A 21,710-nucleotide genomic window follows, 5' to 3' on the forward strand; every position below is an offset into this window, starting at 1 on the left:
ACACAGCGGCGCCCCGGGCTCATCGCCCGGGGCGCCGCCGCCCTTTCACCTCCCGATCACTAGCTGAAGGTCACCGAGTCGACGTCGAACGAGTTGTTCTGCGGCGACGTGAACTTCAGATAGAGCTTGTGCGACCCTTCCAGCGCCTCGACCGGCACGGCAGCCGTGGCCTGGTAGTTGTCCCAGCCCCCGGTGTTCTGCACCGGCGTCGTCGCGAGCAGTTGCCCGTCCGGGCCGTCGGCGCGCAGTTCGATCGCGCCCACGCCGTACGGCGACGACAGCTTGTACGAGACCTGGCTCATGCCCTCGACGGACATCGGCTCGAAGGCGACCCAGTCGCCGTTGGAGATGTCGCCGATGCGCTTGCCGTTCTCGGCCCCGGCCTGGCTGACGATCCGGGTGCCGGACTGGTCGTCGTAGTACTCGGCCTGCTTGTGCTTGGGCTGCAGGACCGCCTTGTCGTACCCGGTGAGCGAGGAGGCGCCGTCGCCGCCGCCGTCCTGGTAGCGGGCGTTCAGCACATAGGTCAGGTCCGCGCCCTCCGGGTGGCCGCCGAGGTCACCGGTGTCGACGGTGCCCTCGCAGCCCGGCAGGTCGGTCGTCGAGTGCTCGTGGTCGTCGTGGCCGAGCGCCGGGTTGACGAAGACCTTGGAGCAGTCGATCTGGCCGTCCTCCGGGTCGGTGACGGTGACCTTGTACGGGATCTTGTCCCCGAACTCGATCAGCTTGCCGTTGACCGGGGTGTCGATCTTCACCTCGGGCGCGGTGTTGCCCGCGGTGATGGGGATGTTCGCGTAGCCGGTCTTGCCGGAGGAGTCGGTGACCTTGAGCTGGGCGGTGAAGTCGCCCTTGTTCTCGTAGGTGTGGCTGGGGTTGGCCTCGGTGGAGTCGAAGGTGCCGTCGCCGTCGAAGTCCCACTCGAAGGAGAGCGAGTCGCCGTCGGGGTCCCGGGAACCCTCGCTGGAGAAGTCGACCGCCAGCGGCACGGGCCCGTTGGTCGCCGAGGCGGTGGCCTTGGCGACCGGGGAGCGCTTGCCCTGGCTGTAGTCGATGCGGTACAGCCCCGAGTCGCTGTTGCCGCCGCCGAACGCGCTGCCCCACTCCAGGACGTAGAGCGAGCCGTCGGGGCCGAAGGTCATGTCCATCGGCTTGTTGAACTTCGCCGAGGAGAGGAAGTCGTTGATCTTCAGCAGCTCCTCGTTCTCGTCCCAGCGGACCTCCTTGACGTAGTTGCGGGTCCACTCGTAGAGGAAGCCGGCGCCGTCGAAGTACTCGGGGAACTTCGTCTCGGAGGGGTTGTCCGGGTCGTAGTTGTAGACCGGGCCGCCCATGGGACCGGAGCCGCCCTGGCCCAGCTCGGGGAAGTTCTCGGAGGGGCCGTAGCCGTACCAGATGTCGGGCTTCTGGACCTTCGGCAGCTCGGTCAGGCCGGTGTTGTTCGGCGAGGGGTTCGTCAGGTTGTCGCAGTCGAACTTCGCGCCGACCTCGCCGGTGTCCGGGTTGTACGGGGCGTAGGGCTGGTTGTCACCGTGGCAGAAGGGCCAGCCGAAGTTGCCGGGCTTCTTGATGACGTTGTACTCGACCATGCCCTCCGGCCCGCGGTCCGTCGTCGGCAGTCCGCGGTCGGGACCGTAGTCGGCGGCGTGGACGTAGCCCGTCTCCTGGTCGACGGTGAAGCGGAACGGGTTGCGGAAGCCCATCGCGTAGATCTCGGCACGGGTCTTCGACGTACCCGGCGCGAAGAGGTTGCCCTTGGGGATGGTGTAGGTGCCGCCCTTGGTGGGCTTGATCCGCAGGATCTTGCCCCGCAGGTCGTTGGTGTTGCCCGCGGTCCTGGCGGCGTCCAGCATCTCCTCGCCCTCGCGCCAGTCGATCGGCGCGTACCCCTGCCAGTCGGGGCTGAGGTTCGGCGGCACGTCGTCGCCGGTGCCCAGGTACAGCGTGCCGTCGGGGCCGAACTCGACGGCGCCGCCGGTGTGGCCGGGCTCGGGGAAGGTGCGGTCCCGGTACGCGGGCACGTCGAGGAGCTTCTTCTCGCTGGCGGTGTCGAGCTTGCCGTTCTTGAGCGTGAAGCGCGACAGCCTGTTCACGTCCTCGGCGCTGCCGGCCGGGGCGTAGTAGAGGTAGATCCAGCCGTTCTTGGCGAAGTCCGGATCCAGCTCCATGCCGACCAGGCCGTCCTCGCCGCCGGTGTAGACGTCGAGCTTGCCCGCGGTGGTGGTCTGGTGGGTGGCCGGGTCGAAGACCTGGACCTCGCCGGCGCGCTGGACGTAGTAGACGCGGCCGTCCTTGGCCACGTCCAGCTCCATCGGGTCGGCGGTGTCGTCGTCGAGGGTGACCTTCTCGTAGCCGTTCCAGACCGTGCCGCCGCAGTCGCCCGGCTCGGCGCCCGCGGCCCACTTCACGCCGCCGATGACGTGGTCGCGGAACTCCTCCTCGCTGTACGCGGGGGTGTCGTGGCCCATGGCGGTGGCCCAGACCTTGCCGCCCTCGGCGTTACGGCACCAGGAGATCGGGTGGTCGGCGCCCATGGCGTCGCCGCCCGGGTTGTACGTCGTCTCGTCGGCGGTGACCAGGACGTGCACGTCGCCGCGCGGGTTGACGTCGAAGTTGTACCACTCCTCGGGGCGCTCCCAGCGCTCGGGCAGACCCTTCGTCGAGGGGTGCACCTTGTCGGCGACCTTCGCGGTGCCCTGGAGCACGCCGGGCGAGTGGCTCGGCATGTGGGCGCCGCCGTTGATCAGCTCGTCCCACCACGGGAACTCGTTCTCGATCCCCATGTCGAGCGTGTTGTGGATGGCCGCGACGCCGCCGCCGGACTGCACGTACTTCTGCATGGCGGCGCGCTGCTCGTCCGTGTCCCAGACCATGCCGGAGTTCTGCAGCATGATGATCACGTCGTACTCGGCGAGCGCGGCGTCGTTGAAGACGGTCGAGTCGTCGGTCTGGTCGACCTCGAACCCGTTCTCCTCCGCCTCCTCCTTGACCATCTGGATGCCCGCGGGGATGGAGCCGTGGACGTAGCCCACGGCCTTGGTGAAGAGCAGCGCCTTGAAGGCGGGCGCCTTCTCCGCCGCTGCTGACGGCAGTGCGGTGAGTGCGAGCAGGACGGCGGCCAGCAAGGTGACCAACGACCTGCCTATGTCACGAGCATGACAGCTCATGAGTCGGTCCTCTCCTTCGGTGTGCGGAAATGGAATGGGCGTACCGGTCGGTGAGAGGGGTTCGTGGGGCGCCGGGCGCGCAGGCGTGCGCAGGCGTGGTCCGCCGGGCCCGGATCGGGGTCCCGGAGCTCCGGGCCCGGCGGCGTTGTGGCGCGGGGGGTGCGTGCGTACGCGGTCAGGGCGCGTACGGGAGGAAGGACGGTGCGGGTGCGTCAGGTGCGTAAGGCGCGGCGCAGGAAGGCGAGTCCTTCGACGGCGATGGCGTCCTGGCTCGGCGCCAGCGCCCGCCACACCGACGCGGCCACCGCGATGGTCGCGTTGTGCGCCGTGAACGACTCGATGCACAGCGGCCCGCGGTAGCCCGCCTCGTCCAGCGCGCCGAGGAAACCGGGCCAGTCCAGGTGGTCCGCGCCGGGCGCGCCCCGGTCGTTGGCGCACACCTGGACGTGCGCGATCCGCCCCGCCGCCGCGCGCACGGCGCCGGGCAGGGAGCGCTCCTCGATGTTCTGGTGGTACGTGTCGAGGGCGACCCCGATCGTCTCGCCGGGGAGCCCGTCCAGCGCCGTCACGGTCTGCGCGACGGTGTTGAGCAGGCTCGTCTCGTACCGGTTGAGCGGCTCGACGGCCAGCAGCACCCCGGCGGCCGCGGCGTGCGCGACGACCGGCGCGATGTTGTCCCGCCACTCCGCGTACGCCGCCGTCCGCTCGTCCGCGTCCATCCGCCAGGTCCTGCCCACCGCGGCGTACATCGGCCCGGCGACCACCGGGGCGCCGATCTCCCGCGCGGCGTCCACGCAGCGGCGCAGGTAGTCCTGCGTGCTACGGACCGCCAGCGGCTCGGCGCGGACGAGCCCGCGCTCCGGCGGCATCACGGCGAGCACCGCGGCCGCGGCCAGGCCGTTGCCGTCGAGCAGCTTCGCCGCGGCGGCCGGCTGCCAGTCACCCGGCTGCTCCAGCGGCAGCTCCGCGCAGTCGAACCCCCAGTCCGCCAGCCGCGGCAGCACCCCGGCCAGCGCGCGCTCGGTCACCGGGGAGTGCCAGATCCACGGGTTGGCGCCGATCAGCCGTCTTCCGGCCGGCATCACTCACCGCCCCAGTCGCCGGGGTAGCCGGGCAGGTCCTCGCAGCCGCAGGCGCCGTAGTGCAGCGGGGGCATGCCCTCCTTGTAGTACTCGTCGAAGTTCTCCTCGGTGACCACCGGCTGCGGCAGGGTCCACTCCTTCGGGACCTCCTCGCCGGCCAGGATCTTGAGCGCGGCGATCACGGGCGTACGCCACTGGAACGTCGGGTACGCGGGCGCGATGGCGGTGAGGTCCTTGTCCTTCCACGCCTGGAGGAAGTCCTGCTGGTCCTCGCCGGTGATCGGCGGAATGTCCTCGCCCGCGTCCTCGAACGCCTCGACGGCCGCGACCGAGGTGGCGCCGGAGTCCATCCACACGCCGTCGATCTGGCCGTGGCGCGCGATGGCGTCGGAGACGATCGACTTGGCCTTCGACGGGTCGCCGTCGGTGAACTTCACCTCGACCACGTCGAGTCCGGCCTTCTCGAACGCGATCTCCGCGGCCGACCAGCGGGTCTCCAGCACGTCCACGCCGGGCGAGATGCGCAGCGCCACGATCTTGCCGCCCTTGTCCACCTCGTCCACCAGGAAGTCCGCGGCGGCGGCGCCGTAGGCGTAGCCGCCGATGGGGCTGATGAACGTGACGGCGCAGTCGGTCTCCACGCCGCGGTCGAAGACGATCACCGGGATCTTGCCGCACGCCTCCTCGACGGCGGGGGTGAGGGTGGCGGTGGTGTTCGGCGAGACGATCAGCGCGTCGCAGTTCTGCCCCGACAGCTCCTGGATGTCGGAGATCTGCTTGTCGTCCTTGCCCTGCGCGTCCAGGACGGTGAAGTCGGCGATCTCGTCGTGCTGCGCGACCTCCGCCTTCATCGTCTTCAGGCCCACCTGCCGCCAGGGGTTGAAGACACCGGCGTTGGAGAAGCACAGCTTCGCCCCCTCGACGCCGCCCTTCATGGCGTACTCGGAGGTGTCGACCATCCCGCCCGACTGCGGATCGAGCATCTGCTCCCAGGGCTTGCCCTCGGGGCCCTCGGGGGTCGCCTTGGTGAGCTCCAACTGCCGGTCGTAGTCCGCCTGGTCGAAGAACTCCGACTGCTTGCCGCCGTCCTCCGCCTGCTCGGAGGCGGCGGGGTCGTCGGCCAGGTCGTCCTTCGGCGCGTCCGACGAGCAGGAGGCGAGCAGCGCTGCGGCCAGCAGCGCGGCGGCCGGTGCGGCCAAGCGGTGGCGAGCGCCGGGGCGGGTCGTGCGGCGCGTACGGCTCATGAGGAGGACTTCCCTTCCGAGGGCGTGGTAGGAGCGGAGGGTGGTGGTGCGGTACGGCGCGGGCGCAGCCGGGAGAAGCCCGAGGTACCGGTGGCGCCGAGGCCGACGGCCGCGATGACGATGAATCCCTGGACCGTGGACTCCAGCGCGCCGGAGACGCCCTGGAGGTTGAGGAGCGTGAAGAGCGCCTGGAGCGAGAACGCCCCGGCCATGGCGGCGACGACCGAGCCGCGGCCGCCGCCGAGGATGACCCCGCCGAGCACGACGGCGGTGATCGCCTCGAACTCAAGCCCCCGGCCGGCCTGCGCCGAGACCCCGGAGAAGCCGGCGACGAGGACCGCGGCGAGCGCCGCGGCGGTGCCGGAGAGCACGAACGCGAGGGTGCGCGCGCGGGGTACGCGCACGCCCGCGAGCGCGGCGGCGCGCTCGTTGTCGCCGGTGGCCAGGAGCGTACGGCCGAAGTCGGAGCGCATCAGCCACACGGCGATCGCACCGACCGCGAGGCACGCGAGCACCGCCCACGGCAGCCAGCCCCCGGCCTCGCCGCGGCCGAAGGTGCGGAAGCTCTCCGGCAGTACGCCCTGGGGGGAGCCGCCGGTCCAGTAGAAGACGGCGCCTTCGAGGATGAGCATCATGCCGAGCGTGGTGATGAACGACGGCACCAGCAGCACGGTGGTGATGAGCCCGTTGACCAGGCCGACGATCGCTCCGGCGAGCAGCAGTCCGGCGGTGACCAGCAGCCAGGGCGCGTCCGGGTACGAGCCGTAGAACTCGGCCCCGGCGACGACGCCCGCCGTGACCACCGCGCCGACGGAGAGGTCGAAGCCGCCGGAGACGATGACCATGTACTGGCCCGCGGCGAGGATCACCAGCGGGGCGGCGCGCTTGACGAACGCGAGGAAGGAGTCGGGCTCGTAGAACCCGGGGTCGGTGATCGCCAGCGCGGCGAGCAGCACGGCGAGGAGGACGTAGACCGGGGCACCGGTGCCGAGGCGGCGGCCGGCGCTGGCGAACACGCTCGTCGTCGCGGACGGGGTGGTCGTCGTCATGCGAGCGCTCCCTTCTCGTCGGCCCGCGCCGCGTCCCGCTCCTTGGCCCGGCGCCGGAACGGGCGGGCGTAGAGGGCGACGGCGGCGATGATGACGACGCCGCGGACGACGTTCTTGAAGAAGGGGTCGACGGAGAGCTGGTTGAAGATGCTGTCCAGCACGGAGAGCAGCAGCACTCCGCCGAGGGTCCCCGCCACGCCGCCGCGGCCGCCGGCCAGCGCGGTGCCGCCGAGCACGACGGCGGCGATGGAGTCGAGGTCGTAGCGCGCCTCGGTGCCCGCCCAGGGGGCGCCGGCGCCGAGCCGGGAGGCGAGGAAGAGGGCGGCGGCGCCGACGCACAGGGCGCAGAGCACGTGCGCGTAGATGACGGTGCGCTTGGTGCGTACGCCGGAGAGGCGGGCGGCGTGCTCGTCGCCGCCGGTGGCGTACATGTGGTGGCCCAGGCGCGTGCGTTTGGTGATCAGCCAGAGCACGGCGGCCACGGCGATCAGGAGGAAGACGGAGACCGGGATGAAGCCGATCCGGTCGTAGCCCAGGCGCTGGAAGGACGCGGGCACGTCGCCCGCGGGTCCGGTGTAGTTGTCCTCGATGTAGCCGCGCAGGATGAACGCCATGCCGAGGGTGGCGATGAAGGCGTTGACCTTCAGGCCCGTGACGATGAGGCCGTTGGCGAGCCCGACCGCGGCGGAGAGCGCGAGCACGGCGAGCACCGCCGTGACGACGCTGCCGCCCTCCATCGTCTCGGCGGCCACCAGCGTGCCCAGGCTGATGAGGTACGCGACGGAGAGGTCGAGCGAGCCGGTGAGGATCACCGCGGACTGGCCGACGGCGACCAGGCCGAGGGCGACCGAGTTCTGCAGGATGCCGGTGAAGTTGGACTGGGTCATGAACTGGCCGCCGTCGATGGTGACGACGATCCAGCCGATGAGCGTGACCGCGGCGGCGGCCAGCCAGACGCCGACGACGGGGTCGGTGACCTTCAGCCGGCCGGCTCCGGGCAGCCGGCGCGCTGCGGCCGGGGCCGGGGCGTCGGTCCGTACGGCGGTCATGCGGCACTCCCCTCGGGGGCCGTGCCCGACGCGTCCCGGGTGGCGAGCCGCATGATGTCCTCTTCGCCCGCCCCGGCGGGCAGTTCGCCGGCGAAGGTGCCGTCGGCCATGACGAGGATGCGGTCGCTCATGCCGATCAGCTCGGGCAGTTCGGAGGAGACGATGAGGACGGCCATGCCGTCGCGGGCGAGTTCGCGGACGAGGGTGTGGATGGCGGCCTTGGCGCCGACGTCGACGCCGCGGGTCGGCTCGTCGAAGAGCAGCACCCGGGGCCGGGCGGCGAGCCACTTGGCGATGACGACCTTCTGCTGGTTGCCGCCGGAGAGGTACTGGACCTCCTGGTCGTGGCCGCGGGAGCGGAGGTTGACGCGGTCGAGCAGCCCGGAGACCTCCCCGGCCTGCACACCGCCGCCGTGCACGGCGCGGGTGACGAGGAGGGCGTTGTCCCGTACGGACTGGTGGAGGACCAGGCCCTCGCCCTTGCGGTCCTCGGTGACCAGCGCGACGCCGCCGCGGATGGCCTGCCGGGGGCTGCCGGGGCGCAGCGGGCGGCCGGCGACGGTCATGCTGCCGCGGGTGAAGGGCGCGGCGCCGAAGAGGGCCCGTACGAGGGAGGTCCGGCCCGAACCCTGGAGCCCGGCGACACCGGTGACTTCGCCGGCCCTGAGGGTGAGGTCGATGCCGGAGAGGCGCTCGTTGCCGGCGCCCGCCGTGGTCAGCAGCGGCTCGCCGATCTCCTCGGCGCGGGCGCGGGGCGGATAGTAGGACCCCAGCTCGCGGCCGACCATGGCCCGGACGACGTCGTCGGGGGTGGTCTCCGCGGTGGTGAGGGTGGCGACCTTGCGGCCGTCCTTGAGGACGGTGATGCGGCGGGAGAGGTCGAAGACCTCGCGGAGGCGGTGGCTGATGTAGAGGATGCCGATGCCGCGGGCGGCGAGGCGGCGGATGAGCGCGTAGAGGAGTTCGACCTCGTGGTCGGCCAGCGGTGCGGTCGGCTCGTCCATGACAAGCACACGGACATCGGACGCCGCCAGCGCCTTGACGATCTCCACCGTCTGCTGGCGGGCCACCGAGAGGTCCTTGACCTGGGTGTGGGGGGCGATTCCGGTCTCGTCCAGCTCGGCGAGGAGCTCGGCGGTGCGGCGCTCCATGGCGCGCCGGTCGACGAGCCCGCGGTGTACCGGCTCGCGGCCGAGGAAGACGTTCTCCGCGACGGTGCGGTGCGGGAGCAGCGCGAACTCCTGATGGATGAGACCGATCCCGGCGGCCTGGGCCTGTACGGGGTGCGAGAACGCGTGCACCGTGCCGTCGAGCGTGATGGTGCCCTCGTCGGGGGCGTACTCCCCGGCGAGCACCTTCATCAGCGTCGACTTGCCCGCGCCGTTCTCCCCCACCAGGGCGTGGACTTCACCCGGTTCGAGGTCGAGCGACACCCCGTGCAGCACCCGCACCCCGAGAAAGCTCTTGGACACGTCCTGCATCGTCAGCATGAAAGGCAGAGTCCCCAGGCTTCTTTGGACTGTCAAGAGCCTAAGCAAGGGCTTTCGCTGATGAGTTGGCAAAGACTTTGGCCGAATGTCGAACAAAGAAGGTCTTGTTGGTGCTCTTGGCGGTCTCTAAGGTGGTCGATGTGACAGCCGCTTCTTCGTCTTCCTCGCCGATGCCGCCACCGCCGCGGCCGTCGGCCTCCGGCACGCCGCCCCCCGGCACGCCCGGGACGCCGCCTGGAGCGCCGCCCGGGGGCCCGCCCGGCACCCCGCCGTACAGCCCGCCCGCGGGCCAGTCCCCCGGCGAGGTGCTGGCGCTGATCAGCTCCGGCGCCGCCGCCACCCGTGCCGAGATAGCCCGGCTCACGGGCCTCGCCCGCTCCACCGTCTCCCAGCGGGTCGACGCGCTGATCGCGCACGGCTTCGTCGACGAGGACGCGGAAGCCGGCTCCACCGGCGGCCGCCCCCCGCGCCGCCTCTCCCTGCGCACGCGAGAACACGCCGTCGCCGGCGTCGACCTGGGCGCCTCGCACTGCCGGGTCGCGCTGCTGGACATCGGCGGCACGCTGCTCGCGGTCCGCGAGGACCCGCTGACGATCGCGGACGGCCCGGAGGCCGTTCTCGGCCACGTCGAACGGACGATGCAGCGGCTCCTGGAGGAGGCCGGCCGGGACCCCAAGACGCTCCGCTCCATCGGCGCGGGCGTGCCGGGCCCGGTGGAGTTCTCCACCGGCCGCCCGGTGGACCCGCCGATCATGCCGGGGTGGCACCAGTTCCCGATCCCGGAGTTCTTCGACGAGCGCTTCGGCGTCCGCGCGCTGGTGGACAACGACGTGAACGTCATGGCCCTGGCGGAACAGCGCCGCGCCTTCCCGGACACGTCGTACCTGCTCTACCTGAAGGTGGGCACGGGCATCGGCTGCGGCATCATCGCCGACGGCCGGCTGCACCGGGGCGCGCAGGGCTCGGCGGGCGACATCGGCCACATCCGCGTAGGCGAACGCGAGGAGCTGTGCCGCTGCGGCAACTCGGGCTGCCTGGAGGCCATCGCGGGCGGCGCGGCCCTGGCGGTCCGCCTCCGGGAGCTGGGCCTGGAGGCGTCGGCGGGCCTGGACGTGGTCCGCCTGGTGAAGGAGGGCAACCGCGAGGCGGTCCGCATGGTCCGCGAGGCGGGCCGCGCGGTGGGCGAGGTCCTCGCGGGTCTCGTGAACTTCTTCAACCCGGAGACGGTGGTGGTCGGCGGCGCCCTGGCGGCGGTGCACGACCAGTTGCTGGCCGGGGTGAGGGAGGCGGTGTACCGGAGGTCGCACCCGCTGGCGACGCATGTGCTGCAGATCGAGCCGAGCAGGACGGGGGAGAACGCGGCGGCGATCGGGGCGGGGATTCTGGCGATCGAGCATGCGCTGTCACCGAGGCAGGTGGACATGGCGCTGGCGGGGGTGGGTGGTTGAGCGCCGGGTCCCCGATCGCGGCGTACGGAGGCGGGCGCGGGCTCCGGCGGCGATGAGACCGGTGAGACGAACTCACCGCACCGGGCCCGCACAGACACGACGTACCAGCTCAGCAGCCTGCTGCCCGCCACATGTCACACCGGGCGCATACCCTGGGGCGGGTGTGAGGGTGCCGCCGGGGGCCGGCGCCGGCATCAGGGGTGTCCGGCTCTGATGCCGTGCGGCCGCGGCGCGGCATCGGCGGGATCCGCCCCGCGGCATCCTGCCCGAAACCGGCGACCGACGCGCTCGGCTACCTCGCCGAGGTGGCGAACTCCCGGCTCAGCGGCGCACCGCGTGCAGGTACCACACCTGCCCGATGGCCCGGCCCCGCTCGTCGACCTCGATCTCGTCCGGCTTGACGGTGAGGCCGATGGAGGCGAGCCGCTTCAGGTCCATCGCGGCGATGCTCTCCTTGGTGAACGCGGTGACGTAACGCGCGGGCTCGATGTCCAGGATGTCCCAGTGCGGTCCCACCCTCGCGCGCAGGTCCTCCTCACTGATCGACTGCGGCAGCCGGAAACCGCCCCGGCCGCAGTCGCAGAACAGGTGCAGGTGGGCGCCGGGCTTGGCGACCCGGCGCAGCGTCGCGGCGTAGGTGCGCTGCTGTTCCGGGGTGAGGCAGTGGTAGAGCGCGCTGTCCAGCACCGTGGTGAAGCGCTCGTCGGCCAGCTCCTCGAGCCTGGTCGCGTCGGACTGGACGAACTCCACCTCGAGGCCGCGCTCGGTGGCCCGCTGCCGGGCCTGGTCCAGCGCGGTCGTCGACGCGTCGATCCCGGTGACCCGGTATCCCTTGCCGGCGAGGAACATCGCGTTCTCGCCGAGGCCGCACCCCGCATCGAGGACCTCGCCGCTGAACTTCCCCGACCGTTCCAGCTCGACGACGGCCGGCTGCGCCTCCCCGATGTCCCACGGCGTGGCCTTTAAGGAGACGTCGGAACCCTCGACGGGTGGCTTGCCCTGGTAGATCGACTCGTAGTCGACGTCGTCCCAGGCGAAGGTGGTTTCTGCGGAATTATCCGGCATGACTGCTCCCTTTCCCGAGCACCGTGCACTGAGCGGATCTCATCTACGCCTCTGCGACAGACGCCTTCTTCCGTTGGATGACGAATAGCGCGTGCAGCAGCGGGGTGATCCCGTTGGGGCTGATGCGGACTCGGTCGAGCACGCGCCGGCGTTTGCGCGCGACGAAGCCCCGTTCCACGGGGGCGCGCAACGTGGCCCGGGCGGTACTCGCTTCTTTCTCCCAGCCGTTGTGACCCTTTCCGGCTGGTCGCTTGACCGGAGTGCGGATGGTGCCGCCGGCGCCCTGGCAGCCGGAGTCGGCGGTGGTCTCGATGCCGGCGTCGGTGACCGCGGCGGCGATGCCGCCGGCGCGGGCACCGGTCAGGTCGTGGACCGGGCGCTGGGCGAACGGGTCGCCCTTGGCGAGGAAGACGAGCAGCACGAGGGCCTGATCCCGGCTCGTCAGGGCCCGCCGGCCGCCGCCTCGGTCTCCCCCACCGGTCACGATGAGATCCGCTCAGTGCTGGTCGGCGGACGCGGGGAACTGCGGGCCGAGCACCTGAAACTCCGGACGGGCATACAACACCTTCCGGTCACACCGCGTAGTGAAGATCACGCTTGTGAGCGCCTGCACTCCCAGCATACGCACCCCTGCGGCCGTATGCAGCCGCTTCAACTCCCGTGCCGACGGGGCCGGTTCCCACGCTCCGGAAGCGAAACAGAATTCGTCGGTCCGGCCCCGGACCGGCCCCTCGCCGACCGACACTCGCAGGCGGGCGGGGAGGGGGCGACGTGTCGAAACCTGTCTCTGCTTACTCAAGGGCGCGTCTGCGGCGCGCCGGGCGGCCGGCGGCCCGCCGCCAGGAACTCCTCCCACGTCTGCTGCCCCACCGCGTGATCGGGGGTCAGGTTGGCGCCCGCGCGGAACGCCGCCGCCGCCTTCCCCGGCAGGCGCATCGGCATGACCGGGCGGCGCCTGCCCGTGGCCTTCAGGTAGCCGCGGAGGAGGTCCTTCATGTCGTACGTGCGCGGGCCGCCCATCTCCGCCACCAGCCCCGCGGGCTCCGCGAGCGCCAGTTCCGCCAGGCGGTCGGCGACCTCCACCGCGGCGATCGGCTGGATGCGGAAGCCGGAGGGGGCCGGGAGCACCGGCATACGGGCCATCGCGCGCGCCGTCGTCAGCGTCAGCTCGTGGAACTGGGTGGCGCGCAGCGTCGTCCACGGCAGGCCGGAACCGGCGACGATCTCCTCGGAGGCCCGCTTCGCGGCCACGTAGCCGAACATCGCGCGGTCGAGGCCGCTGACGACCGGGGTGCGGTCGGCGCCGACGACGGAGATGTAGACGAAGTGCGCCTTCCCCGCGGCCGCGGCGGCGTCGACCAGGTGCCGGGTCTTCACGTCGTCGCCCTTGGAGGTGCCCGCGCAGTGGACGATCACGTCCGCGCCCGCGACCGCCGCCGCCGCGCCCTCCCCGGTGGTGAGGTCGCCCGTGACGTACTCGACGCCCTCACCGGCCACGCCACCGGCCGCGGCACCCGCCGGCTGCGGCTGCCGGCTCAGGATCCGCAGCGCGGCGCCCGAGGCGAGCAGCCGCGGTGCGACGAGCCGGCCGAGGGTGCCGGTGCCGCCGGTGAGCAGAATGGCTGACGTCATGATCACTCCAGGTGGTTCGCTGTCGTACGCGTGCCCCCCGATCACAACCCGCAGGTCGGATGGGGTCTACTGCAGGGACCCCCCGCGAGTGAGGGATGTGACGGATGGACGAGCAGAAGTTTCCCGAGGGGCGTGCGGCCGATCGTCTGGCCGAGCGCTTCGAGGCGGAGCGGAGCCGGCTGCGCGCCGTGGCGTACCGGATGCTGGGGTCGGCCGCGGAGGCCGACGACGCCGTGCAGGAGACCTGGCTGCGGCTGAGCCGGTCCGACGCCGACGCGATCGAGGACCTGGCCGCCTGGCTCGTCACCGTCGTGTCGCGCATCTGCCTGAACATGCTGCGGTCGCGCAGGTTCCGGCGGGAGGAGCCGCTGGAGCACGGGTACGAGGGCGGCGCCGCCGCCCCGGAAACCCGGGACCGCGCCTCCGACCGCGCCCCCGGGCTCCGCGACCCCGAGGAGGAGGCGCTGCTCGCCGACTCCGTGGGCGTCGCGCTGCTCGTCGTCCTGGACACGCTGGCGCCCGCGGAGCGGCTCGCGTTCGTGCTGCACGACATGTTCGCCGTCCCCTTCGACGAGATCGGGCCGATGCTGGAGCGCACCCCCGCCGCCGCCCGCCAGCTCGCGAGCCGCGCCCGCCGGCGCGTACGGGGCGGGGCGGCGCCCGCCGCCGCGCCGGGGGAGGACCTGCGGCGCAGGCGGCGGGTCGTGGACGCGTTCCTGGCCGCGACGCGCGGCGGGGACTTCGAGGCGCTCGTGTCCCTTCTCCACCCCGACGTGGTGCTACGGGCCGACCGCGCGGCGATCCCCACGCCGGAGCCGGTCGAGGTGCGCGGCGCGACGCCGGTGGCGCAGGGTGCGATGGCCGCCGCGGGCCGGGCTCAGTTCACCGGTCCCGCGCTGATCGACGGCGGCGTGGGCCTCGTCATGGCGCCCCTGGGGCGGATGCGGCTGCTGCTGCGCTTCACGGTGGCGGACGGGCTGATCACGGAGATCGACGTCATCGCGGACGCGGACCGGCTGCGGGGCGTGGAGCTGGGCGTGCCGGAGGGGTGAGCGCGGGCCGGGGACTGCCTCCGGGGGCGCCACCGGCGCCGGGCGCGGGGCCGCACGACCCCCGGCGCCGGGCGGAGCCGCATCACCCCCGGCGCCCCCGGCGCACGCCCGCGGCCCGCCCCCCAACACCCGCCCCCCCAACGGGTGAAGCTCGCCCCTCCCCCGGGTGGCAGCCCGCCCACCGGTCCCGCCGGCACGTCGCACCGCCCTACGGTGTGCGCCATGTTGATCATGAAAGCCCGCCCGGCGGTCCCGCGCCGCCGCACGCTGGCCGCCGGCGCCGCCGCGGTCCTGGGGCTCTCCCTGCTCTCCTGGACCGGGCCTTCCGCGGCCACCGAGCCGGCCGCCCAGCAGCCCCCCGTGCCCGTCCAACTCCTCGCCCTCAACGACCTGCACGGCAATCTCGACCCCGTCGACGGCCCCGCCGGCACCGTCTCCCGGGTCACCGACTCAGGCGACATGGTACGCACCCAGGCCGGCGGCGTCGCCGGGCTCGCCTCCCTCCTCAAGGACGCCCGCGAGGGGCAGCCCAACTCCCTCACCGTGGGCGCAGGCGACCTCATCGGCGGCAGCCCGCTGCTCTCCGCCAACTTCCACGACGAGCCGACCATCGACGCCCTGGAGGAACTCGGCCTCGACGTCGCGTCCGTCGGCAACCACGAGTTCGACGAGGGCCCCCAGGAACTCCTCCGCATCGCGCACGGCGGCTGCCACCCCGCCGACGGCTGCGCCGTGCCGGACGAGCCGTACGACGGCGCGGACTTCCCGTACCTCGCCGCCAACGTCACCCGCAAGGGCAGCACCGAGCCGCTGCTGCCGCCGTACTCGGTCAAGACCCTGCCCGGCGGCCAGCGCATCGGCTTCATCGGGCTGATCACCGAGAACGCGCCCGACGCGATCTCCGCCGCGCGCATCCGCGACGTGGAGTTCCACGACGAGGTCGAGACCGTCGACCGCTACTCGCGCGAGCTGACCGAGATGGGCGTCACCGCCCAGACCGTCGTCCTGCACGAGGGCGGCAACCACGGCGGGAGCATCCCGTACAACGAGGACTGCGACGAGGGCGGCCCCGCAGCGAAGCTGGGGCAGCCGATCCGCAAGCTCGCCGAGTCGTTCACGCCGGACGTCGACGTGGTCCTCAGCGGGCACTCGCACGAGCCGTACGTGTGCACCGTCGCCGACCCCGCCGGCGATCCGCGCGTCGTCACGCAGGCCGCGTCCTTCGGCCGTACGTACACCGACCTGCGCTTCGCCCTCGACCCGGGGACCGGCGACGTGCTCCGCGGCACCGTGGAGGCCGCCAACCACCCCGTCCTCACCTCCGCCCCGCAGGACCCGGCGATGGCGAAGCTCATCGGCACCTGGCGCGAGCGCTCCGCCGAGCTGGAGAACAAGCCCGTCGGCTACATCACCGCCGACCTGCCGGGCCGCGGCTCGTCCGCGCCGGAACGGCCGCTCGGCGGCGTGATCGCCGACGGGCTGGCGGAAGCCACCCGCGGCAACGGCGCGGAGATCGGCTTCATCCAGCCGGGCGGGATCCGCGGGGACCTCACGTACGGGTCGTCCGGCGACGAGGGCGACGGGGTGGTGACGTACGCGGAGGCGTTCCGCGTCTCGCCGTTCGAGTCCGCGATCGTGACGATGACGCTCACCGGCGAGCAGGTGGTCGAGGCGCTGCGGAACGGCTTCTCCGGCGCCAACGAGTCGAGCCCCCGGTTCCTCCAGCCGTCGGCGGAGCTGTCGTACGCGGTGGACCTGCGCCGCGAGGGCGGGGCACGGCTCGACGCGGCGAGCGTACGGGTCGCGGGCGAACCGATCGTGGCCGACCGGGAGTACCGGGTCACCGTCAGCGAGTTCCTCGGCGAGGGCGGCGACGGGTTCACGGCGTTCAGGGACGGTACGGACCGGCAGGGCGGCGACATGACGGACACCGCCGCCCTCGTCACGCACCTGCAGAACGCCAGCGCGCCCGAGGCCCCGCTGGCGCCGCCGTCGCCGGCGCGCATCGCCGTGCAGCAGTAAGGAGCCGGACGGCAACGGCCGGCCGGTAGGGCGTACGCCCCTGGCGGACGGGCTCCCGCGGCTACGCTCGGCGGTATGAGCGAGACGTGGGAGCCCACCGGGGCCGGAGTCATGCGGCTGCCCTCCGGCCGGTACGTGCGCGGGCGCGGGCTGCGCAAGCCGGCGCCCGCGGGCCCGGATCCGGACCTGGGGGTGTACCTGCTGGGCCGCCCCGCCCCGGAGACGGCCTGGGAGAGCCGCTGGGTCCGGTGGCCCGACTTCCGGCTGCCGGCCGACCGCGGCGCGGCGGAGGCGGCGCTGCGGGAGGCGTGGGAGCGGGCGGAGCGGGAGCGGGTGGAGGTCGCCTGCGGCGGCGGGGTGGGCCGTACGGGAACGGCGCTGGCCTGCCTCGCGGTGCTGGACGGCGTCCCGGCCGGCCGCGCGGTGGCGTACGTACGGGAGCACTACGACCGCCGTGCCGTGGAGACGCCGTGGCAGCGCCGCTACGTCAGCCGCTTCCCGGAGGGCCGCGGCGCGTCGGCCCGCTAGGCCCTGTCTGACAAATCCCGCCTGCGTCGCGACGCCTGGCACGCACGCTCGCTGCGTTGTCGGGATCGACCGAATAGGCCCACTATGCGGTCGACCCTCCGCCTTGCGATCGCACGCACCAGACGCCGCAACGCCCGCCCAGAGGGCGGACGGCGCTATTTGCCAGACAGGGCCTAGCGCCGCGGCACGCCGGCCGGACAGCGGCGCACGGTCGCCTCCGGCCCGCCCGCGTCCGCGGCTCCGCCCGGACCGGACCGGCGCCGCTCCTCCTACTCCAGCCCCGCCACCAGGATCTCCCCGTTCTCCTCGCGTACTTCGTACACCTTGATCGGCTTCACCGCCGGGGGCGACAGCGGTTCCCCCGTGGCGAAGTCGAAGACGCTGCCGTGGCAGGAGCAGAGCAGCCCGTCCTCCGTGACCTTGCCCGAGGAGAGGTGGCAGGCCAGGTGCGTGCAGTAGTTGGCGCTCGCGTAGACCTCGCCCTCGAAGCGGGAGACCGCCAGTTCGGTGTCGCCGACGAAGAAGCGGCGCACCACTCCCTCCGGGACCTGGCCGGAGCGGGCGACCCGGACGTACGTCGCGTTCCCGGTGTCGGGCATCGTCAGTTCCCTCCCGCCAGCGCCGGCTCCGCCGCCGCCTCTTCCGCCAGCTCCGCCAGGTCCACGTCCTCGTCCGCCAGCTTCGCCGGGTCCGGCGCGGCCGCGCGGGCGATCAGCTCCTTCGCCGCCATCACGTCCCCGCCGCGCTCCGCCGCGAACACCGCCCGCAGCACGCCCTCTTCGAGGTAGAACGCCGTGAAGTCGCGCTCGGCCACCGAGCCGCGGACCACCAGCCGGTCCCACGCCCGCGCGTGCCCGGCGTGCTGGAGGTTGAGGCCGAACTGGTCCGACCAGAACCAGTGCGGCTCCCCGTGCACCGCCGTGCGGCCCAGGATGTTCTTCGCGGCCACCATCCCCTGCTTGTTCGCGTTGTCGAAGTGCTCGACCCGCACCCACCGCCCGTACAGCGGGTGCCGGTGGTTGGCCACGTCGCCCGCGGCGAAGATGCCCGGGACGCTGGTGCGGCAGTGCTCGTCGACGAGGACGCCGTTCTCCACCGCGACCCCCGAGGCCCGCGCGACCGCCGTGTTGGGGACCGCGCCGACCGCGACGACCACCGCGTCCCCCTCCACGCGCAGCCCGGACTCCGTGGTGACGACGACGCCCTGCGGCCCGGTCCGTACCGACGCGACGGTCTCGCCGGTGTGCAGCTCCACTCCCGCGGCGCGCTGGACGTCCGCGCAGAAACGGCCCATCTCCTCGCCCAGGACCCGCGCCTGCGGCGCCGCGGCCTGCTCGATGACGACCGGCCGCACCCCGCGCGCCAGCGCCGTCGAGGCCACCTCCGAGCCGACGAAGCCCGCGCCGACGATCACCAGCCGGCCGCCGGGGCGCAGCAGCGAGCGCAGCCGCAGCGCGTCGCACAGCCCGCGGAGGTGGATGATCCGCTCGTCGTCCTCCGCCACGCCCGGCAGCCGCCGGGCGCTCGCGCCGGTGGCGAGGAGGAACCGGTCGCCGGGGACGGCCGTGCCGTCGGCCAGCTCCACGGCGCCGGCGGCGGTGTCGATGCGCCGGGCGGCGGTGCCGAGGCGCAGTTCGACGGCGTTGTCGCGGCACCACTCTTCGGAGAGCAGCACCGCGTCGGCGTCGTCGGCGGCGCCCTCCAGCAGTTCCTTGCTGAGCGGGGGGCGCTGGTACGGGGCGTGCGGCTCGTCTCCGACGAGGACGATGCCGCCGTCGAAGCCGCGGCGGCGCAGGGTGCGCGCGGCGACGGCCGCGGTCTGGCTGGCGCCGATCACGACGACGCTCCTGGGGGTGTCGGGCATGGGTCACTCCTGGGTGGCGGCGGTGGGTGAGGCCGGGAACGGGACGGACGGCGGAGTGGCGGACGAGGGTGCGGAGTTCGCCGGCGTGGCGGGTGCGGCGGCGGGTACGGAGGCGGGGGTCGCGGCGGCGCCCGCGAAGGCCGCCGGGCGCAACCACACGCCGCCGTCCGCGACCCGTACCTCGTACCGCGGCTGGCACTCCTCGCGGTCGTCCGCCTGCCCGGTGCGCAGGTCGAACGCCCACTGGTGCCCCGGGCAGACGACCCGGCCGTGCAGCACGGTGCCGCGCGCCAGCGACTTGCCCTTGTGCACGCAGGCGTCGCGGAACGCGAACACCTCGCCGTCGGCGTAGAAGAGCGCGACCCGCTCCTCGCCGAGCGCCACCAGCTTCTTTCTGCGCCGGCTCACGTCGGTGAGGTCGGCGACCCGCGTCCATTCGGACATGTGCTGTGCTCCTCCGGATATGAAGAGACGGCGGCGGCCGGAATGTCGCGTCCGGCCGCCGCCGTCTGCCGGCCCGCGGTCCTTTCAGGCGGCGGCCGCGGCCGGCTCCAGGTCCGGCCTCACGTAGTGGTCGTAGAGCGCCTGGGTGTACGAGTAGCGCATCTCCGCGCCCCAGCGGACGAATTGCAGGCACCGCTGCTGGAGCCGCGGGGTGTCGGCGTGGTCGAGCACGATCTGGTATCCGCGCTCGCCGTGCACCACGTCCGAGGTGATGTGCAGATCGAAGAACTCGATCTCGTCCTCGGTGAATCCGTACGATTCCCGCAGCGGCACGATCTGCTTCTTGTAGATGCTCGGCACCTGCGACTCCAGGCCCACGACGAGCGCGGCGGTGGCGACCACGAAGTGCTCGCGCATGGCGACCGCGTAGCACCAGGACTGCAGGCCGCGGGTGACGGGGTTCATGTTCGAGGGGTCCTCGATGCGCTCCTTGGTGGTGCCGCACGCCTCCGCGAAGCGGATGAGGAGGTCGGTGTGGCGGATGTCCGCCAGCTCCTCCTCGTACATGTTCTGGAGCGTGAAGTCCTTGGCGCCCGTGAATTCGTCCGGGGTGTTTCCGTAGATGTACCCCAGGTAGTCGGCGAACGGGCCGACGTAGTGGTAGTGGTTCTCCGCCCAGCGGGCGAAGTGCTCGCGCTTGAGCTGCCCTTCCGCCCACGCGGTGCTGAAGGAGGCGTTCTTCGCCTCGCGGCCCTTGATGGCCTCTTCGAGCGCGCTGCGGAATTCGTCTCTAGAGAGCAGTTCCGTCATCTGCTGCGTCCTTTCCGCGGTCCGTGTGTCACCAAAGTAGGGAGCATGCGGGGGAGTCGAGGATGGTGTTTGTGCACAGGCGTGTGCGGAATCTCTGTGCACAGTGCCGGGTACGGGCGCGGGTGGGCGTCAGAAGAGGACGGTCGCCAGCGCCGTGGCCGTCACGAGGCCGGCGACGACCGGCACGAAGCAGTGCCGGACGACCTCCTGCACCGGCACCCGCGCCACCCCCGCGACCGCCAGCAGCGACGACCACGCGATGAGCACGCCGCCGCCGGTCCACACCGAGCCCATCTGCCCCACGGCGGCCAGCGTCGCCGGGTCGACGTCCGCGGCCGGGCCGAGGGAGCCGGAGAGCGAGCCGGTCAGCGGCAGGCCGGCGAAGCCCGAGCCCTCCAGTCCTGTGATCATGCCGATGACGAGGATGGCGAACGCCACGATGAAGCCGATGTCGGGGATGTACTGGTCGACGGCGGTGACGAGGTCGAAGAGGAGCGCCGGCGGCTTGTCGTCCTGCACGCCGGTGATCTCGGTGATGAAGTCGACGTTGCCGAGGAAGAAGAAGCCGGCGATGGGCACGACGACGCCCATCGCCTTGAACGCGAAGACCAGCCCGTCGACGACGTGATCCGCGGCGGTGGTGAGACCCTCCTTGCCGTCGCAGCAGAACACGGCGGCGAAGAGCAGCAGCATCGCGACGCCGCCGACGAGCCCGGCGGCCTCGCCGCCCTGGACCTCGGTGACGACGCCGGTGAACTTGCCGAGGAGCATGTAGCCGACGATGGCGGCGAAGGTCAGCGGCACGATGAGGGCGAACGCGCGGGAGCGGCGCACGGGTTCGCCGGGGGTGCCGCCGGAGTCGGCGTCGGGGCCGGCACCGGTGCCGGGGCCGGGGCCTGAACCGGCGCCCGGGTCCGTAGCGGAATCGGTTCCGCTGCCGCCTGGGCCCGCGCCCCCCGGCGGGCTGAGCAGCTTCGTCGCCGCCCCCGCGGAACCGCCGGACGCCGCCGCCGTACGCGCCGTGCGCCCCGGCTCCGTACCGCCGAGGGACACTCCCCCGCCGTCCGCCGACAGCGCCTCCGCCTCGGCCTCCCAGCGCAGTCGGTGCTCCTCGCTCACCGTGCCGAAGGAGCGCCGCCCCTTCAGGTACACGAGCGTCAGCGCCACCACCCCGGTGATCACCGACAGCACCATCGCCCGGTCCGCGACCGCGGAGGTCTCCACGCCCGCCGCCTTCGCGGACAGCCCCGGCGCGACCTGGATCACGTAGTCGCTGGAGAGCGCCATGCCCTGCCCCGCGATGGCGATGGCCGCCGCCGCGCTGATCGCGGGCAGCCCGGCCCGGATCGCCGCGGGCAGCAGGATCGCGCCGATCAGCGGCACGGCGGGCGTCGGCCAGAAGAAGAGGCTGATGAAGTACGTGACGCCGGCGATGGCCACGAACGCCATCCGCCCGTTGCGCATCAGCGCCCGGAACGGCACCACCATGCGCCGCTCCGCACCCATCGCGCGCATCGCGCCGAGGAGCGCGGTGATGAGGGCGATGATGAGGAAGATGCTGAAAAGCTCCCCGGCCGCGGTGAGGCTCGCGGAGAAGATCGCGGCCAGCCCCTTGACGAGGCTGCCGCTGTAGAACCAGGCCGTGAAGAAGGTCGCGACGACCGCGGGAACGACGACATTCCGCCGCGCGATCATCACGCCGATGATGACGACAACCCCCGCGAGATACGTCCAGTGCGCAGCAGTAAGCTCCACGTCCGCACTCCC

The 21,710-nt window shown here is 72.6% G+C and carries 18 protein-coding genes; 4 read left to right on the plus strand and 14 right to left on the minus strand.

From position 1 onward, the window contains the following. Nucleotides 1-59: 59 nt before the first annotated feature. The 6 genes from DMB38_RS14835 to DMB38_RS14860 all read right to left on the minus strand — a co-directional run bounded on the left by DMB38_RS14835 (nucleotide 60) and on the right by DMB38_RS14860 (nucleotide 9,078). Nucleotides 60-3,164 carry a ThuA domain-containing protein gene (locus tag DMB38_RS14835; RefSeq protein ID WP_164716000.1) on the minus strand — a complete coding sequence of 1,035 codons (3,105 nt, stop codon included), beginning with the start codon at nucleotides 3,162-3,164 and terminating at the stop codon, nucleotides 60-62. 212 nt (nucleotides 3,165-3,376) lie between these two features. Further along, nucleotides 3,377-4,246: a sugar phosphate isomerase/epimerase gene (locus DMB38_RS14840; protein WP_206337695.1), complete on the minus strand. Its 870-nt coding sequence runs from the start codon at nucleotides 4,244-4,246 to the stop codon at nucleotides 3,377-3,379. Continuing rightward, a complete protein-coding gene (locus tag DMB38_RS14845) occupies nucleotides 4,246-5,490 on the minus strand; it encodes a substrate-binding domain-containing protein (protein WP_125935592.1) in 1,245 nt (414 codons plus the stop codon). The genes DMB38_RS14840 and DMB38_RS14845 overlap by 1 nt, the downstream gene beginning before the upstream one ends. Further along, the gene (locus tag DMB38_RS14850) at nucleotides 5,487-6,539 is read right to left on the minus strand and encodes an ABC transporter permease (RefSeq protein ID WP_125935593.1); all 1,053 of its coding nucleotides are present in this window, start codon (nucleotides 6,537-6,539) and stop codon (nucleotides 5,487-5,489) included. Before DMB38_RS14850 ends, DMB38_RS14845 begins: the two co-directional genes overlap by 4 nt. Then, nucleotides 6,536-7,588: an ABC transporter permease gene (locus DMB38_RS14855; protein ID WP_125935594.1), complete on the minus strand. Its 1,053-nt coding sequence runs from the start codon at nucleotides 7,586-7,588 to the stop codon at nucleotides 6,536-6,538. The genes DMB38_RS14850 and DMB38_RS14855 overlap by 4 nt, the downstream gene beginning before the upstream one ends. Continuing rightward, complete coding sequence (locus DMB38_RS14860; protein WP_125935595.1) at nucleotides 7,585-9,078, minus strand: sugar ABC transporter ATP-binding protein; 1,494 nt, start codon at nucleotides 9,076-9,078, stop codon at nucleotides 7,585-7,587. Before DMB38_RS14860 ends, DMB38_RS14855 begins: the two co-directional genes overlap by 4 nt. Before the next feature lie 170 nt (nucleotides 9,079-9,248). On the opposite strand from DMB38_RS14860, the gene DMB38_RS14865 reads away from it, so the two are divergent. Beyond that, on the plus strand, nucleotides 9,249-10,526 hold the full coding sequence (locus DMB38_RS14865) for an ROK family transcriptional regulator (protein ID WP_125939043.1): 1,278 nt from the start codon (nucleotides 9,249-9,251) through the stop codon (nucleotides 10,524-10,526). A gap of 321 nt (nucleotides 10,527-10,847) precedes the next feature. Here the strand turns inward: DMB38_RS14865 and DMB38_RS14870 are convergent, their stop codons facing one another. The 3 genes from DMB38_RS14870 to DMB38_RS14880 all read right to left on the minus strand — a co-directional run bounded on the left by DMB38_RS14870 (nucleotide 10,848) and on the right by DMB38_RS14880 (nucleotide 13,223). Continuing rightward, complete coding sequence (locus tag DMB38_RS14870) at nucleotides 10,848-11,591, minus strand: class I SAM-dependent methyltransferase (RefSeq protein WP_125935596.1); 744 nt, start codon at nucleotides 11,589-11,591, stop codon at nucleotides 10,848-10,850. Nucleotides 11,592-11,634: 43 nt separating this feature from the next. Further along, nucleotides 11,635-12,012 (minus strand): hypothetical protein, encoded by a 378-nt coding sequence (locus tag DMB38_RS14875; protein WP_125935597.1) that lies wholly within the window; start codon nucleotides 12,010-12,012, stop codon nucleotides 11,635-11,637. A gap of 374 nt (nucleotides 12,013-12,386) precedes the next feature. Next, on the minus strand, nucleotides 12,387-13,223 hold the full coding sequence (locus tag DMB38_RS14880; RefSeq protein WP_125935598.1) for an NAD(P)H-binding protein: 837 nt from the start codon (nucleotides 13,221-13,223) through the stop codon (nucleotides 12,387-12,389). A gap of 104 nt (nucleotides 13,224-13,327) precedes the next feature. Between DMB38_RS14880 and DMB38_RS14885 the strand changes: the two genes are divergently transcribed. The 3 genes from DMB38_RS14885 to DMB38_RS14895 all read left to right on the plus strand — a co-directional run bounded on the left by DMB38_RS14885 (nucleotide 13,328) and on the right by DMB38_RS14895 (nucleotide 16,825). Continuing rightward, nucleotides 13,328-14,275 carry a sigma-70 family RNA polymerase sigma factor gene (locus DMB38_RS14885; RefSeq protein ID WP_125935599.1) on the plus strand — a complete coding sequence of 316 codons (948 nt, stop codon included), beginning with the start codon at nucleotides 13,328-13,330 and terminating at the stop codon, nucleotides 14,273-14,275. Nucleotides 14,276-14,497: 222 nt separating this feature from the next. Further along, nucleotides 14,498-16,297, plus strand: a complete 1,800-nt coding sequence (locus tag DMB38_RS14890; protein WP_125935600.1) for a bifunctional metallophosphatase/5'-nucleotidase — start codon at nucleotides 14,498-14,500, stop codon at nucleotides 16,295-16,297. Nucleotides 16,298-16,372: 75 nt separating this feature from the next. After that, nucleotides 16,373-16,825, plus strand: coding sequence for a protein-tyrosine phosphatase family protein (locus tag DMB38_RS14895; protein WP_125935601.1), 453 nt, complete (start codon nucleotides 16,373-16,375; stop codon nucleotides 16,823-16,825). Nucleotides 16,826-17,094: 269 nt separating this feature from the next. On the opposite strand, the gene DMB38_RS14905 is transcribed toward DMB38_RS14895, so the two are convergent. From DMB38_RS14905 to DMB38_RS14925, 5 genes are all read right to left on the minus strand, one after another. Then, nucleotides 17,095-17,424, minus strand: coding sequence for a non-heme iron oxygenase ferredoxin subunit (locus DMB38_RS14905; protein ID WP_125935603.1), 330 nt, complete (start codon nucleotides 17,422-17,424; stop codon nucleotides 17,095-17,097). Nucleotides 17,425-17,426: 2 nt separating this feature from the next. After that, nucleotides 17,427-18,689 (minus strand): FAD-dependent oxidoreductase, encoded by a 1,263-nt coding sequence (locus DMB38_RS14910; RefSeq protein WP_125935604.1) that lies wholly within the window; start codon nucleotides 18,687-18,689, stop codon nucleotides 17,427-17,429. A gap of 3 nt (nucleotides 18,690-18,692) precedes the next feature. Next, nucleotides 18,693-19,133, minus strand: coding sequence for a Rieske 2Fe-2S domain-containing protein (locus DMB38_RS14915; RefSeq protein WP_125935605.1), 441 nt, complete (start codon nucleotides 19,131-19,133; stop codon nucleotides 18,693-18,695). An 84-nt stretch (nucleotides 19,134-19,217) separates the two neighbouring features. Further along, a complete protein-coding gene (locus DMB38_RS14920) occupies nucleotides 19,218-19,943 on the minus strand; it encodes an iron-containing redox enzyme family protein (protein ID WP_125935606.1) in 726 nt (241 codons plus the stop codon). A gap of 129 nt (nucleotides 19,944-20,072) precedes the next feature. Then, nucleotides 20,073-21,698 carry a hypothetical protein gene (locus DMB38_RS14925; RefSeq protein WP_125935607.1) on the minus strand — a complete coding sequence of 542 codons (1,626 nt, stop codon included), beginning with the start codon at nucleotides 21,696-21,698 and terminating at the stop codon, nucleotides 20,073-20,075. Nucleotides 21,699-21,710: the final 12 nt, after the last annotated feature.

The organism is Streptomyces sp. WAC 06738 (assembly GCF_003945505.1).
Taxonomy (GTDB): domain Bacteria; phylum Actinomycetota; class Actinomycetes; order Streptomycetales; family Streptomycetaceae; genus Streptomyces.

Excerpts from the sequence above, each read along its gene's own strand:
- DMB38_RS14920 (WP_125935606.1), bottom strand. The coding sequence starts at position 19,943 with ATGACGGAACTGCTCTCTAGAGACGAATTCCGCAGCGCGCTCGAAGAG.
- DMB38_RS14910 (WP_125935604.1), bottom strand. The coding sequence starts at position 18,689 with ATGCCCGACACCCCCAGGAGCGTCGTCGTGATCGGCGCCAGCCAGACC.
- DMB38_RS14850 (WP_125935593.1), bottom strand. The coding sequence starts at position 6,539 with ATGACGACGACCACCCCGTCCGCGACGACGAGCGTGTTCGCCAGCGCC.
- DMB38_RS14835 (WP_164716000.1), bottom strand. The coding sequence starts at position 3,164 with ATGAGCTGTCATGCTCGTGACATAGGCAGGTCGTTGGTCACCTTGCTG.
- DMB38_RS14840 (WP_206337695.1), bottom strand. The coding sequence starts at position 4,246 with ATGCCGGCCGGAAGACGGCTGATCGGCGCCAACCCGTGGATCTGGCAC.
- DMB38_RS14915 (WP_125935605.1), bottom strand. The coding sequence starts at position 19,133 with ATGTCCGAATGGACGCGGGTCGCCGACCTCACCGACGTGAGCCGGCGC.
- DMB38_RS14895 (WP_125935601.1), top strand. The coding sequence starts at position 16,373 with ATGAGCGAGACGTGGGAGCCCACCGGGGCCGGAGTCATGCGGCTGCCC.
- DMB38_RS14885 (WP_125935599.1), top strand. The coding sequence starts at position 13,328 with ATGGACGAGCAGAAGTTTCCCGAGGGGCGTGCGGCCGATCGTCTGGCC.
- DMB38_RS14905 (WP_125935603.1), bottom strand. The coding sequence starts at position 17,424 with ATGCCCGACACCGGGAACGCGACGTACGTCCGGGTCGCCCGCTCCGGC.
- DMB38_RS14880 (WP_125935598.1), bottom strand. The coding sequence starts at position 13,223 with ATGACGTCAGCCATTCTGCTCACCGGCGGCACCGGCACCCTCGGCCGG.
- DMB38_RS14890 (WP_125935600.1), top strand. The coding sequence starts at position 14,498 with ATGTTGATCATGAAAGCCCGCCCGGCGGTCCCGCGCCGCCGCACGCTG.
- DMB38_RS14865 (WP_125939043.1), top strand. The coding sequence starts at position 9,249 with ATGCCGCCACCGCCGCGGCCGTCGGCCTCCGGCACGCCGCCCCCCGGC.
- DMB38_RS14855 (WP_125935594.1), bottom strand. The coding sequence starts at position 7,588 with ATGACCGCCGTACGGACCGACGCCCCGGCCCCGGCCGCAGCGCGCCGG.
- DMB38_RS14845 (WP_125935592.1), bottom strand. The coding sequence starts at position 5,490 with ATGAGCCGTACGCGCCGCACGACCCGCCCCGGCGCTCGCCACCGCTTG.
- DMB38_RS14860 (WP_125935595.1), bottom strand. The coding sequence starts at position 9,078 with ATGCTGACGATGCAGGACGTGTCCAAGAGCTTTCTCGGGGTGCGGGTG.
- DMB38_RS14870 (WP_125935596.1), bottom strand. The coding sequence starts at position 11,591 with ATGCCGGATAATTCCGCAGAAACCACCTTCGCCTGGGACGACGTCGAC.